Source organism: Aquabacterium soli, assembly GCF_003933735.1.
GTDB lineage: Bacteria > Pseudomonadota > Gammaproteobacteria > Burkholderiales > Burkholderiaceae_C > Aquabacterium > Aquabacterium soli.
Genome location: NZ_RSED01000005.1, coordinates 195990 through 209497, shown reverse-complemented (window position 1 = coordinate 209497; position 13508 = coordinate 195990). Strand labels below are relative to the sequence as shown.

Annotated in this window: 13 protein-coding genes and 1 riboswitch; of the genes, 2 read left to right on the top strand and 11 right to left on the bottom strand. The window is 67.5% G+C overall.

Annotated elements, in window-relative coordinates:
- Window positions 1-17: 17 nt before the first annotated feature.
- The 11 genes from EIP75_RS08110 to EIP75_RS08060 form a co-directional block, all read right to left on the bottom strand.
- A complete protein-coding gene (locus EIP75_RS08110) occupies window positions 18-575 on the bottom strand; it encodes a TMEM165/GDT1 family protein (RefSeq protein WP_125242744.1) in 558 nt (185 codons plus the stop codon).
- A 30-nt stretch (window positions 576-605) separates the two neighbouring features.
- Window positions 606-800, bottom strand: a riboswitch (yybP-ykoY riboswitch).
- Between the two features lie 25 nt (window positions 801-825).
- The gene (locus tag EIP75_RS08105; RefSeq protein ID WP_125242743.1) at window positions 826-3288 is read right to left on the bottom strand and encodes a DUF1631 family protein; all 2463 of its coding nucleotides are present in this window, start codon (window positions 3286-3288) and stop codon (window positions 826-828) included.
- A 64-nt stretch (window positions 3289-3352) separates the two neighbouring features.
- A complete protein-coding gene (gene secF / locus EIP75_RS08100; protein WP_125242742.1) occupies window positions 3353-4369 on the bottom strand; it encodes a protein translocase subunit SecF in 1017 nt (338 codons plus the stop codon).
- Window positions 4370-4387: 18 nt separating this feature from the next.
- Window positions 4388-6238 (bottom strand): protein translocase subunit SecD, encoded by a 1851-nt coding sequence (gene secD / locus EIP75_RS08095; protein WP_125242741.1) that lies wholly within the window; start codon window positions 6236-6238, stop codon window positions 4388-4390.
- Between the two features lie 34 nt (window positions 6239-6272).
- On the bottom strand, window positions 6273-6629 hold the full coding sequence (gene yajC / locus EIP75_RS08090) for a preprotein translocase subunit YajC (RefSeq protein WP_233584746.1): 357 nt from the start codon (window positions 6627-6629) through the stop codon (window positions 6273-6275).
- Between the two features lie 94 nt (window positions 6630-6723).
- Window positions 6724-7017: a YbeD family protein gene (locus tag EIP75_RS08085; protein WP_125242740.1), complete on the bottom strand. Its 294-nt coding sequence runs from the start codon at window positions 7015-7017 to the stop codon at window positions 6724-6726.
- Between the two features lie 13 nt (window positions 7018-7030).
- Window positions 7031-8275 (bottom strand): D-alanyl-D-alanine carboxypeptidase family protein, encoded by a 1245-nt coding sequence (locus tag EIP75_RS08080; RefSeq protein WP_125242739.1) that lies wholly within the window; start codon window positions 8273-8275, stop codon window positions 7031-7033.
- Window positions 8276-8377: 102 nt separating this feature from the next.
- Window positions 8378-9028: an alpha/beta hydrolase gene (locus EIP75_RS08075; protein ID WP_125242738.1), complete on the bottom strand. Its 651-nt coding sequence runs from the start codon at window positions 9026-9028 to the stop codon at window positions 8378-8380.
- A 1-nt stretch (window position 9029) separates the two neighbouring features.
- Window positions 9030-9356, bottom strand: coding sequence for a (2Fe-2S) ferredoxin domain-containing protein (locus EIP75_RS08070; protein WP_125242737.1), 327 nt, complete (start codon window positions 9354-9356; stop codon window positions 9030-9032).
- A gap of 9 nt (window positions 9357-9365) precedes the next feature.
- Window positions 9366-10505, bottom strand: coding sequence for a VanZ family protein (locus EIP75_RS08065; RefSeq protein ID WP_125242736.1), 1140 nt, complete (start codon window positions 10503-10505; stop codon window positions 9366-9368).
- 11 nt (window positions 10506-10516) lie between these two features.
- Window positions 10517-10945, bottom strand: a complete 429-nt coding sequence (locus EIP75_RS08060; protein WP_125242735.1) for a CopD family protein — start codon at window positions 10943-10945, stop codon at window positions 10517-10519.
- 329 nt (window positions 10946-11274) lie between these two features.
- Here EIP75_RS08060 and hemB point away from each other — a divergent pair, with 329 nt between their 5' ends.
- Both hemB and EIP75_RS08050 read left to right on the top strand, forming a co-directional pair.
- On the top strand, window positions 11275-12279 hold the full coding sequence (hemB, locus tag EIP75_RS08055) for a porphobilinogen synthase (protein WP_125242734.1): 1005 nt from the start codon (window positions 11275-11277) through the stop codon (window positions 12277-12279).
- A 116-nt stretch (window positions 12280-12395) separates the two neighbouring features.
- Window positions 12396-13505 carry a magnesium transporter CorA family protein gene (locus EIP75_RS08050; RefSeq protein WP_125242733.1) on the top strand — a complete coding sequence of 370 codons (1110 nt, stop codon included), beginning with the start codon at window positions 12396-12398 and terminating at the stop codon, window positions 13503-13505.
- The last annotated feature ends 3 nt before the right edge of the window (window positions 13506-13508 follow it).

Sequence of the window (13508 nt, the reverse complement as noted above, 5' to 3'; positions counted from 1 at the left end):
TTACAGCCACATCGACATCACCACATCAGCGTCACCACGCCCAGCAGCGCGAACACCACCGCCGCGCCGCGGTTGATCCACACCAGCGGCAGCTGGCGCGTGAGCTTGTCGCCCATGAACACCACCGGCGCATTGGCCAGCAGCATGCCAGCCGTGGTGCCGGCCACCACCTGCCACAGCGAATCGAAGCGCGCTGCCAGCACGACGGTGGCCACCTGGGTCTTGTCGCCCATCTCGGCCAGGAAGAAGGCCACCACGGTGGCGATGAACACGCCGCCGGGCGGCAGCTTGATCTCGTCGTCATCGAGCTTGTCGGGGATCAGCATCCAGGCCGCCACGACCAGGAAGGAGCCGCCCACGATCCAGCGCAGCGCATCCGGCACCAGCCATTGGGTGAGCCAGGCACCCAGCGCGCCGGCCAAGGCGTGGTTCACCACGGTGGCCACGGCGATCCCGGCCACGATGGACCAGGGCTTGCGCCAGCGTGCGGCCAGCATCAGGGCCAGGAGTTGCGTCTTGTCTCCCATTTCCGCCAGGGTCACGGCGGTGGTGGACACCCACAGAGCATCGAACATACAGCTTCAAGTGGGCTGGGCGGAGCGGCGGGCAAAGGCCGAGTCACACAAGGGCAAGGCCACGCCGCCCAACCCATGAGCCGCGAGCCATGCCCAAGGTCTCGCCAAGCTGCTGCCCCGTGCACCATGGCCGCGGGGGACGCGGGCCAAGTCTGTTGATGCACGGGCGCCTGACCACGAAGGCCGGCGCAGGCTACTCCCCAAGGGATGATGCCATTGTACTTGGCCCGTCCCGGCCCACCGCCAGTGTTCAGTTCAGCAGTCGGCGCGGATCGGCGTCCAGCTTGGCCAGCGCATCACGCGTGGCGCGCACGGTGAGCGATTCGTCTTCCATCGGCACCAGCAGGCCGGCCTGCAGGAAAGCGCCCAGGCGGTGCGACTGGAACAGCACACCCCGCCCCTGTGGCGTGACGAACAGGGCGAGCTGCTTCTGCAGGCCGCGCCAGGCCAGTTGCACGGCCTCCTGACGGCTGCGGTAATCGAGCTGGAACCAGGCGCCCAGCTTGAGCTCGGCCGCCCAGGCCAGCATGGCCGGCGTGGGCATGGTGCCGCCCTCGGCCACCACCTCCAGATCGGCGCTTTCGTACCCAGACAGATCGCGCAAAGTGTCGGCATCGAGTTCGACATCGCCCAGTTCAGGCAGGATCTCGTCGAGCGCTTCGAGCTTGCCGGTGATCTCGGCCAGGCGCTCGCTGGAGATGGCCGCCGACTTGGCGGCAAAGGCCGCGGCCAGCGCGGCGTTGAGGTCGCGCACATGGTCATCCTGGCGCTCGACCGTCACACCCGCCTTGCCCATGCCTTCGCGCAGCAGCTTGAGCAACGGGGGCAGACGTTGCAGCACCTCGGTGCGCTCTTCGCGCGTGGTCTTGGCGCCGGCCGACCAGATCAGGTCACCGGCCAGGCGCTTGAGCATGCGCGTGTCCTCAGACGAGGTGCCGGACTGCACCGCACTTTGCGCGAGCACATCGGCCCAGACCTTGAACAGGAACTCGCGCACGCCTTCGTGCACCGGCACGGTCTCGAGCATCTTGCGCAGCTCGATGGTGTACTGGATGGCATAGGCCTCGCGCTGCTCGAGCTGCTGGGCCAGCGACACGCCCTTGCGGCTGGCCTCGTTGCCTTCGCGGAAGTAATTGACCAGGAAGCGCTCGAACTCCACCAGCACCGTCTGGAAGACGCGCCGGCCGGTGTCGGGGTAGGCCTCGATGGTCTGCACGATGCGCTTGATCTCCTTGTGCAGTTGGTCGCTGGCGCCATCCTGGGCGGCACCGGCAAAGCCCATCACGCAGCCGCCCATGCGGTCGATCAACAGGCGCGCGGGGTGGTCCAACGTGGCGAAGAAATCGGGCTCGGCCACGGCCACGCGCAGCACAGGCATCTGCAGCCGCGCGAACCACACGCGCACGGTGGCGGGCAGGCGCTCTTCGGTCAGGATGCTCTGGAACAGCAGGGCCACGATCTCGATGATGGCGCGCTCGCTGTCGCTGCCGGCGGCCTGCTTGAGCGATTGCTTGCGGGCCTGGAAATCACGCGCCAGCGCCCCGGGATCGGGCGCCATGCCGCCAGCGGTGTCGGCGTGGCGCAGCACGGCCTGCTGGGCCGCGTCCATGGCCTGGTTCAAGGCACCGCCCACCGGCACGCGTTGGGAGTCGCTCAGCGGCGCCGTGGGATCGAAGCCCGGCACCTGGCGAGCCACCAGTTGGTTCAGCTTGCCCAGCGCAGCCTGCCCGTGGGCGGAGCTGCGCAGCGCGGGAGTCTGCGTCATCAGGCGGGTTTCGTCATAGGTGCCGCCGGCGCCGGTGGCGAAGCGGCCTGGGCCGGTCACGCGATTGGTCTGGCCGGTCAGAGGCGAGGTCGCCCCGCGGCCTGATGCCACCGCCCTTTCGTTGGAGCCACCAGCCACGCCAACGCTGCCCGGCCCCCCAGCGCCCGAGCCGCCGGGGCTCGCGCCAGCAGAGCCGGACGGGACCGGAGGGGGCCCGCCCGCGCCCATTGGTGGCATCACGCCAGGGGACGGCGCCAAGGGCCGCAACACCCCCGCATCCTTGGCTCGGCGGATGAAGGGACGCAGATCGATCTCGGGGCGCACGCCATGGTCCAGCAGCACGCGGTTGGCATCGTGGTAGGCCCCTTCGGCCAGCATCGCGACCTCGTCGTGCACCACGTTCTGCAGGGTCTTCCAGTGGTCCACGCTCAGGGTGGCGTGCATCCAGGCGTCCAGCACCCAGCGGGCCAGCGCGCCGGGCTTGAGCACCTCGCCGCTGCGGCCCAAGGCCACCCCGTCGCGGTCTTCCAGGGTGCTCAGGCGCGAGCACAAATCCGTGTACTCCCAGCCGGCCTTGTCAGAAATGGTCTGGCCCAGGCGGGAGACCATCATGTCCAGCTCGATCACGGCATCGTCGACCAGGCTGAACTGCCCTGTCGGGTCGTCCAGGCCGGCTGGGCGGGTGACCACGGCACGGCCGTGGCTGAGCGAATCGAGGGCCTCGCCCAGGTGGCTCAGCAGGGCTTCGTTCCAGGTGCCCGACAGGCGCGGCAGGTCCAGCACCAGGTCACGGCGGCGGGCGTACAGGGCCGGTTCGGCCGATTGGGCGGCCAGCAGGCGCGAGCCGTTCACGCATGCCGCCACCAGGTCTCCAACGCCTTGGCGCAGGGACTCCAGGTAGGTACGGCGGGCCAGGACAGCGAGGTCCCTGGGCGAACCAACGGGCATAGACCGGGCGGGGGGCGGATCAGCCCACGGCAAGTGCCCCCCAAGTGTTCAATGAAGAACCACTCTACACCACGGCGCCAGCGTTGGGATCGTTGGGATCGGTCTCTTTTTTGGTGTTTTTCATCAGGTCTTCGCGCTTGACGCCCAGCCACATGGCCAGGGCCGCGGCCACGAACACCGAGGAGTAGATCCCGAACAGGATGCCGATGGTCAGTGCCAGCGCGAAGTAGTGCAGCGTGGGGCCACCGAAGATCAGCATGGACGTCACCATCATCTGCGTGGACAGGTGGGTGATGATGGTGCGGCTCATCGTGCTGGTGATGGCGTGGTCGATCACCTCGGAGGTGTTGAGCTTGCGGAAGCGGCGGAAGGCCTCGCGGATCCGGTCGAAGATCACCACGGATTCGTTCACCGAATAGCCCAGCACCGCCAGGATGGCCGCCAGAACCGACAGCGAGAACTCCCACTGGAAGTAGGCGAAAAAGCCCAGGATGATGACCACGTCGTGCAGGTTGGCGATCACGCCGGCCACCGCGAACTTCCACTCGAAGCGGAAGGCCAGGTAGGCCATGATGCCGACCACCGTCACCAGCAAGGCCAGGGCACCGTCGCGCGCCAGCTCAGAGCCCACCTGCGGGCCGACGAATTCACTGCGCTGCAGCGACACGGGCTCGGAGGCACCGGCCTGGCAGACAGGCTTGTCGCCATGGTCGGTCTTGAGTTGCGACACGGTGCCGTTCTCGGCCTTGCAGACGGCGTCGAACACCTTGCTCACGACCTCGGACTGCTTCATGCCTTCGCGCAGGGGCACGCGCACCAGCACGTCGCGCGAAGTGCCGAAGTTCTGCACCTGCACTTCACCGAAGTTCAGGGTTTCGACGGCATGGCGGGTCTTGGCCAGGTCGGCGCTCTGGGCGTACTGCATCTCCAGCACGGAACCACCCGTGAATTCGATGGAGAAATGCAGCCCCCGCGTGACCAGGAAGAAGACGGCGGCGGCGAAGGTCAGGAACGAGATGATGTTGAAGACCAGCGCATGCCGCATGAACGGGATGTCGCGCTTGATGCGGAAGAATTCCATGGTGCGTCGCTCCTCTTCTTATTCCTGGGGCTTCCAGACCTGGCCGATGGCCACGCCCTTGAGCTTTTTCTGACGGCCATACCAGAGGTTGACCAGCCCGCGCGAGAAGAACACGGCCGAGAACATCGAGGTCAGGATACCCAGGCAGTGCACCACGGCGAACCCGCGCACAGGGCCCGAACCGAAGGCCAGCAGCGCCAGGCCGGCGATCAGGGTGGTGACGTTGGAGTCCAGGATGGTGGCCCAGGCGTGCTCGTAGCCGGCGTTGATGGCCGATTGCGGCGCCGCACCGGCACGCAGCTCTTCACGCACCCGCTCGTTGATCAGCACGTTGGAGTCGATGGCCATGCCCAGGGTCAGGGCGATGGCCGCGATGCCGGGCAGCGTCAGCGTGGCCTGCAGCATGGACAGCACGGCCACCAGCAGGAACAGGTTGACCGTGAGGGCGATGGTGGAGAACACGCCGAACAGCATGTAGTACAGGATCATGAACACCGAGATGGCGATGAAGCCGTACATCAGGCTGTCGAAACCCATCTTGATGTTGTCGGCGCCCAGGCTGGGGCCGACGGTGCGCTCTTCGATGATCTCCATCGGCGCAGCCAGCGAACCGGCGCGCAGCAGCAGCGCGGTGTCGGCGGCCTCTTCGGTGCTCATGCGGCCGGAGATCTGCACGCGTCCGCCGCCGATCTCGCCACGGATCACGGGGGCGGTCACGACCTCGCCCTTGCCCTTTTCGAACAGCAGGATGGCCATGCGCTTGTTGATGTTCTCGCGCGTGACGTCCTTGAAGATGCGCGCGCCACGCGAATCGAGCGTCAGGTGCACGGCGGCTTCGTGGTTCTCGTCGAAGCCGGGCTGGGCGTCGGTGAGGTTCTCGCCGGTCAGCACCACCTGGCGCTTGACGATGATGGGCACGCCACCGCGCTCCAGGTAGCGCTCGGTGCCGAAGGGCACGGGGCCGCCGGCCAGTGCGGCCTGGGCTTCGGCGCTGTCGTCGACCATGCGCACTTCCAGCGTGGCGGTGCGGCCGATGATGTCCTTGGCGCGGGCGGTGTCCTGCACGCCGGGCAGCTGCACCACGACGCGGTCCAGGCCCTGCTGCTGGATCACGGGCTCGGCCACGCCGAGTTCGTTGATCCGGTTGTGCAGGGTGGTGATGTTCTGCTTGAGCGCCTGCTCCTGGATGGTGCGCATCGAGGTGGGCTTGAGCGAGCCGACCAGGGTCAGATCGCCGGCGTCCGAGCCCGGCACCCAGGCCAGGTCGGCCAGGTTGCCGACCAGGCGCAGCGCCTGCTCGCGCGTCGCCTCGTCACGGAAACGGATCTGGATGGTGTCGCCCTCGCGGCGGATGCCGCCGTGGCGGATGTCCTTGTCGCGCAGCTGGGTGCGGATGTCGGAGGACAGGCTCTCGACCTTCTGCGTGAGCGCCGCCTTCATGTCCACCTGCATCAGGAAGTGCACGCCACCGCGCAGATCCAGGCCGAGGTACATGGGGTGGGCGTGCAGCGCGCGCAGCCAGTGGGGCGAGCGCGACAGCAGGTTCAGCGCGACGATGTAATGCTCGTCGGCCGGATCAGGGTTGAAGGCACGGCGGATGGCATCGCGCGCCTTGAGCTGGGTGTCCGTGTCAGGAAAGCGCGCCTTGACCGAGCCGTTGTCGAACTCGACGAAATCAGCCGTGATGCCCGCCTGCTTGAGGGCAGATTCCACGGTCCCGACCGCGCTGGCATCGAGCTTGACCGTGGCCTTGCCGCTGGACAACTGCACCGCCGGCGCCTCGCCGAAGAAGTTGGGCAACGTGTACACGAAGCCCACGAAGAGGGCCACCGCGATGATGAGGTATTTCCACCAGGCGTAACGGTTCATGGCAATCGGCTTTGCGGCAAGAGGTGGATGCGGTTTACTTCAGGCTGCCCTTGGGCAGCACCTGGATCACGGCGACGCGCTGCACCTGCACTTCGGTGTTGGGGGCGATTTCCACCGAGACGAAGGTGTCGCCCAGCTTGGTGATCTTGCCGATGATGCCGCCCTGCGTGACGACCTCGTCACCCTTGGCCAGGGCGTCGAGCATGGCGCGGGTTTCCTTCTGCTTCTTCATCTGCGGGCGGATCATGACGAAGTACAGCACCACGAACATGAGCACCAGGGGCAGCATGCCCATCAGGCCGCTGGTGGTGGAAGAGGCCGCGCCGGCGGCTTGAGCGTAAGCATTGGAGATGAACACGACGAAATCCTTCATGCCCTGAACACGGGCCATTTGATGCCTGCCCCCGGTCCGGAGGCAACAGGCGATTGTATGCGGGTGGGCGGCGCCCTCTTTTCAGGACGCCGCAGAGTGAAGGCTGGGGCCGCTAGAGCACGTACTTGACCTGCGGATGGCTGGTCAGGGCGCGGTAGAGGTTGTCCAGCTGTTCGCGGCTGGTGGCCGTGATGGTGATCGTCAGGCCGATGTAGTTGCCGCTGCTGCTGGGGCGGCGCTCCAGGCCGGTGGCCGGGTCGAAATCGGGCGCATGCGCGCGGGCGATCTCGATGACGGCCTCGACGAAGGGCTCGGAGTGCGCCCCCATCACCTTGATGGGGAAGGCGCTGGGGTACTCGATCAGCGACTGCTCGGGCGGGATCACGGGGTTGACGGGTTCGTTCATGGCATCGGGCCTTTCACTGGATCGCCAGGCGCAGCGCGTCCCAGGCACGGCCGAACCAGCCGGCGCTGGGCACGGCGTCCAGGGCCTGCAGCGGCACGTCCTGCCAGGGCTGGCCGGCGACGGTGATCTTGAGCGTGCCCACGGTCTGGCCCTTCGTCAAGGGGGCCATCAGCGGGTCGTTGCGGTTGACGGTGGTCTTGACGCTGCCGGCCTGGCCACGGGGCACCACCACCACCAAGGGCTGGGCACGGCCCAGCTTGACGGTGTTCGCATCGCCCTTCCACACCGGCGCCGTGGTCACGGCCTGGCCGGCATCGAACAGCTTGACGACGTCGAAGGCGCCGTAGCCCCAGTTCAGCAGCTTCTGGCTCTCGTTGGCGCGGGCCTCGGGCGAGGCCGTGCCCACCACCACGCTCAGCAGCCGGCGCGAACCGCCGCTCACGCCGGGCACGGGGCGCTTGGCGGTGGCGATCAGGCAGTAGCCGGCCGCGTCGGTGTAGCCGGTCTTGAGGCCATCGACGGTGGGGTCGCGCCACAGCAGCAGGTTGCGGTTGTTCTGCTTGATGCCGTTGTAGGTGAACTCCTTCATGGAGTAGTACGGCAGCGAGTTCGGGAAGTCGGTGATCAGGCGCGCGGCGATGATCGACAGCTCGCGGGCGGTGCTGGTATGGCCGGGCGCGGTCAGGCCCTCGGGGTTCTTGAAGCTGGTGCTCTTGAGGCCAAAGGCCTGGGCCTGGCGGTTCATCATGTCGACGAAGCCCTCGACCGTGCCGCCCACGCCTTCGGCCAGCGCCACGGTGGCGTCGTTGCCGCTCTGGGCGATCATGCCCTTGATCAGGTCATCGACGTTGACACGGGTGTTGACCTTGATGAAGGTGCGCGAGGCGCCGGTCATGCCCGTGCGCCAGGCGCGCTCGGAGACGGGCAGGTCCTGCGTGAGCTGCAGTTTGCCGCTCTGCAGGGCCTGGAACACCAGGTAGGCCGTCATCAGCTTGGTGAGCGATGCGGGCTCGACCGGGGTGTCGGCCTGGCGGGCGGCCACGGTCTGGCCGGTGCTCAGATCCTGCAGGATGAAGGCACGAGCCGCGATCTCGGGCGGCTGCGGCATGGCCGGGTTGACCGCCGTGGCGGTGACCGAGGGCAGCAAGGTGGTGGCCGCGGGCGCGGGAGTCTGGGCGGCCGCGGGCAGGCCGGCCAGCAGCGAAGCGGCCGTCAGGGCCACCAGGCACTGGCGACGGTCGAAGCGGGGGATGTTCATGTTCTAAGGGTCAGACAGGGATCGGGATCACAACAGAGCCCTGGCACGCGCGCAAGTTCAACAAAATGTGAAGCGGCCTGCGCGGACCGGGGGCGAAGAGGTTCAGGCGGCCAGGGCCTTGAGATGGCGCAGCACGATCTGCTTGAGCGTGCCCAGCTGGCCATGGAAAAAATGCCCCGCCCCGGGCACGACCGTGACCGGCAGGCCCTGCGGGCGCGCCCAGTCGAGGATGCTGGGCAGCGGCACGACGTCGTCGAGTTCGCCTTCGATCACCAGCGTCTCGGCGGGCACCTGCGGCACGGCGAACTTGGTGGTGGCCGGGCTCACCAGCACCAGCGGGCTGGCGGCCTGGCCTTGCGCCGACAGGCGGTGCGCGGCCTCGGCCGCGATGTAGCCCCCGAAAGAGAAGCCCGACAGGGCCAGCGGCGCATCGCGCAGGGCCGGGTCGGTGCGGTGGTGGGCCACCACGGCCAGCAGGTCGTCGACCTCGCCGCGGCCTTCGTCCCAACCGCCCTCCGAGGCGCCCACGCCGCGGTAGTTGAAACGCACGGTCTGCCAGCCCTGGGCCACGAAGGCGCGCACCAGGGTGTGGACCACCTTGTTGTCCATCGTGCCGCCCTGCTGCGGATTGGGGTGGGCCACCACGGCCAGGCCGATAGGAGCGGTGCCGTCGGGCAGATCGGGCGTTTCCACCACCACTTCCAGGGCACCGGCGGGGCCGTCGATCAGATGGGCATCGGGGCGTCCGAGCATGTCAGCGGCCCACCGAAGGTGGCAGCACCAGGCGCTCGACCACCTCGCCCTTGAGCAGGTGGCTGTCGACGATCTCGTCGATGTCGGCGTTGTCGATGAAGGTGTACCAGGTGCCTTCGGGGTAGACCACGGCCACCGGGCCGCCGGCGCAGCGGTCCAGGCAACCCGCCTTGTTGACGCGCACCTGGCCCGCGCCTGACAGTCCTGCCGCCTTCACACGCGCCTTGCAGTGGTCGAAGCCCTCCTTGGCGCCGACGTCGCCGCAGCTGGATTCGCCGTTGACCCGCTGGTTCAGGCAGAAGAAGATGTGGCGCTGGTAATAGCTCATGACCTGATTTTAGGCGGCACGGCCCAGGGCCCGCCCGGACAGCCAGGCAAAGGCCGCAAACGGCCACAGGAGACCGAACCAGCGCGCCAGGCCGTGGAAGCGGATGAAACGCCCGCCCTCCCAGGCCATCAGCGTCTGTGCGTAGTAGGGATCGGGGGGCACCTGGTGGATCATCCAGATCAGGCCGCCCAGCACGCACAGCCCGATCAAGGCCACCACCCGGCGAGATCTGTCGAGCAGCAGCCCGCCGGCCAGCGAGCCCAGCAACAAACCGATGACCGTCGGCAGGCTGATCCAGGTGAAGGCATGCTCGGGACCGTAGTTCAGCGCGGTCGCGAACGTGGTGGCCACCAGCGCCACCCCCACGGCCCCTGCCAGCAGCAAGAGGCGCAGGGCACGGGGCCGCGCCAGGGCGCAGGCCACCACCATGGGCGCCAACAGGCCCAGGGCCACGATCAGCGCATCGCGCCCGCCGTTCAAAGGGCCGGTGGCCGTGGCCGCATCGTGCCAGGCCTGGGGCACAAACAGGCTGAGCGGATCGTCCGCCGGCAGGAACCAGGACTCCCACGGGGTGCCCATGGTCCACTCCACCAGCTGCAGCCTCAGCGGCGGCCAGATCTGCCCCTCGCCCAAGGGCAAGGGCGGCGGGAACAGCAGGCCCAGCGGCCACACCCACAGCAGCGCCAGCCCCCAACCCGCCTGTGGGATGAACAGGCGCTCGCGCCAGCGATGCCACCAGTCGACGAGGCCCAGCGCATGGGCCGTGACAGCCGCCAGCACCCCCCAGGCCGCGCCCAGCGAATTGAGCGCCCAGTCGGAAATGGAAGGCACGCGCCCCGGCAGGGTGAACTGGGTGAGCTCCAATGAATACGACAGTGCGGAACATGCCGCCACGGTGATCAACGCGGCGGCCAGCGGACGCCGGTCGGTGCGCAACTGGGCCACGCACATCACACACCCCAGGGGCATGTAGCCCAGCAGGTTGGCCATCAGGTCCGAAGGCAGCTCGAACGACTGCTTGGGCAGGATCCAATTGAACGCGCCTGGCGGCGGCGGGTGCCAGCCGGTCAAGGGATGCAAGGTGGCATAGACGATCAGCGCCATGCTCACCCAGGTGAGCGGCCAGGCCGTGCTGCGGTGCAAAGACATCCGTGCGCCGATCAGAAGGGCTTGACCACCACCAGGATCACGATGGCGGTGAACAGCAGCACCGAAACCTCGTTGAAGACCCGGTACCAGCGGTGGGAGCGGCGGTTGGCCAGTTGCTCGAAATCGCGCATCAGGCGGCGGCAGACGTGCAGGTAGCCCACGGCCCCCAGCACCAGCAGCAGCTTGGCATGCATCCAGCCATTGCCCGGACCTTTGCCGATGCCGTAGTACAGCCACAGCGCCAGCCCCAGCGCCAGGGCCGGCAGCATCAGGAAGGCGCTGAAGCGGTAGAGCTTGCGGGCCATCACGAGCAGGCGCTCACGTTCGGCGTGGCTGTCGGGCGCCACCAGGGCCAGGTTGACGAAGATCCGCGGCAGGTAGAACAGACCGGCGAACCAACTCGCGACGAAGACGATGTGCAGGGCTTTGATCCAGAGCATGGCAGCCATTATGAGTGGCGCGATGATGGGGGCCTGTGAACGGGCTTTACGGCCCGGCGCCCGATCATTTGTGATCGGCGCGATCGCTTCAGGCAAAAAAAGAGCCCCGGCGATAAGGCCGGGGCTTTGAAGCCTTAACGCTGTCATCACGGTAAGGCACCTGCTCAGGGAGGAAAAGCAGGGAATGACAGCCTTGCGGCGTATCATCCGGGATCAATTATAGACAGGTTCTCCAGCCATGCACAGAGCCCATGTCCGCCTGGGCGGACTTTCGGCCGGTTTCGTGCAGTTCTTTGCAATTGTTCACATCCAGAACACCTTTCCACGACATGCAATTCCCGCTGAGTTTTCCGCACCACCGGCCTCGCCGGCTGCGTCGTGATGAGTTCACCCGCTCACTTGTTCGCGAGCATGCGCTCACTTCTTCCGACCTGATCTACCCGGTGTTCGTGTTGGACCAGGACGACGGCACCCAGGACGTGGCCTCGATGCTGGGCGTGTCCCGATTGGGCCGCGGCCCCCTGTGGGCAGCCGCCGAACGCTGCGTTGCCCTGGGCATTCCGGTGCTGGCCCTGTTCCCGGTGATCGACCCGGCCCTCAAGACCGCCGACGGCCAGGAGGCCCACAACCCCGAAGGCTTGGTGCCCCACACCGTGCGCGAACTCAAGCAGCGCTTTCCCGAGCTGGGCGTGATGACCGACGTGGCCTTGGACCCGTACACCAGCCATGGCCAGGACGGCCTGCTGGACGACACCGGCTACATCCTCAACGACGAGACCGTGGCCGTGCTGACGCGCCAGGCGCTCACGCAGGCCGAGGCCGGTGTCGACATCGTCGCGCCCTCGGACATGATGGACGGGCGCATCGGTGCCGTGCGCCAGGCGCTGGAAGCCCAGGGCCTGATCCACACGCGGATCATGGCCTACAGCGCCAAGTACGCCAGCGCTTTCTATGGGCCCTTCCGCGATGCCGTGGGCTCCAGTGCCAACCTGGGCAAGGCCAACAAGAAGGTCTACCAGATGGACCCGGGCAACAGCGACGAGGCCCTGCGCGAGGTGGGCATGGACATCGCCGAGGGCGCCGACATGGTGATGGTCAAGCCCGGCATGCCCTACCTGGACATCGTGCGCCGCGTGAAGGACACCTTCCGCGTGCCCACCTTCGCCTACCAGGTCAGCGGCGAGTACGCCATGATCAAGGCGGCCGCGCAGAACGGCTGGCTGGACCACGACGCCACCATGCTCGAATCGCTGCTGGCCTTCAAGCGCGCCGGCGCCGACGGTGTGCTGACCTACTTCGCGCCGCACGCGGCCGAACTGCTGCGCCGCCGCTGAGGCCCTCGCAGCCCTCGTGCGCCCCGCTGGCCCCGGCGGATCCACACGGGTGCCTGGCGCCCCGAGATTGCGTCACACTGTCGTCCTGTCGTCATTGACTGTCCAGGACCCCTGTTGTGCGCTTCTTCCTGATCAACGACCGCTTCCAGGAACTGCCCGGCTGGCCCGACAAGCCGCCGGCCGATGGCTTCCTGTGGGTGACCCTGGGCCGCCGCGAGTTCGAGGTGAACCTGGTCGATGTGCAGACACACCTGCAGCAACTGGCCGGTGGCGCGCTGGTGGATCTGCATGTGGCCGACCTGCTCAACCCGCAGCTGCCCTCGCAGTTCGACTACACCTCGTGGTACGACCTGATGGTGTTTCGCCGCCTGGCGGCCGGGCCGCGCACCGAGCGCATGTTTTTGGACGAATCCACGGGCACGGCTTCGTCGGCCCGGCAGGCCCTGGCCTCCATCGACACCAGCCCCATGGGCCTGGCCGTGTTCGAGCGCCTGTTGCTGACGGTGCACCCGGCCGACTGCGCGGTCTATGAATTCTTCGTCAACCGCATGCTCCAGATGACGCAGGGACGCGAGAGCAGCCCTGACCAGCGCGGCAGCGCCAGCCGCCTGCCCCCCAGCCCGGCCGACCTGATGCTGCGCATCGTCAACCACATGGTCGACAGCTACCTGGACCTGCGCCGCCTGCTCACGCGCCAGTTCGGCTACCTGCAGCAGGAGCTGCTGGGCAGCCGCAGCAGTCGCTTCATCAACTGGCATGCCCTGCTGGAATCGCGCAACGCCCTGCACCTGCTGGAAGACACCTGCGAGGATCAGCGCAGCGCCATCCAGGAGTGGATCGACGCGCTGGACGAGTGGCCCGTGCCCCCCGACCCCGTGGCCGCGCGCGAGCGCGAGGTGCTGCGCGTGCGCTCACGCGACGTGCACGAGCACATCGAGCGCGTGCTCACCCATGTGCGGCGACTGGAAAGCTCGGCCGAGAGCGCAGTGCAGATGCACTTCTCCGCGCAGGGCAGCCGCACCAACGAGATCATGCGCACGCTGACGGTGCTCACGGCCATCTTTCTGCCGCTGAACCTGATCACCGGCATCTTCGGCATGAACTTCGACAGCATCCCGCTGATCCACAAGGCTGCGGGCTTCTGGATCGCCTGCATGCTGATGGCGGGCGTGGCCGTGAGCCTGGCCTGGCTGTTCTGGCGCAAGCGCTACCTCAGCGGCGACTGAGCG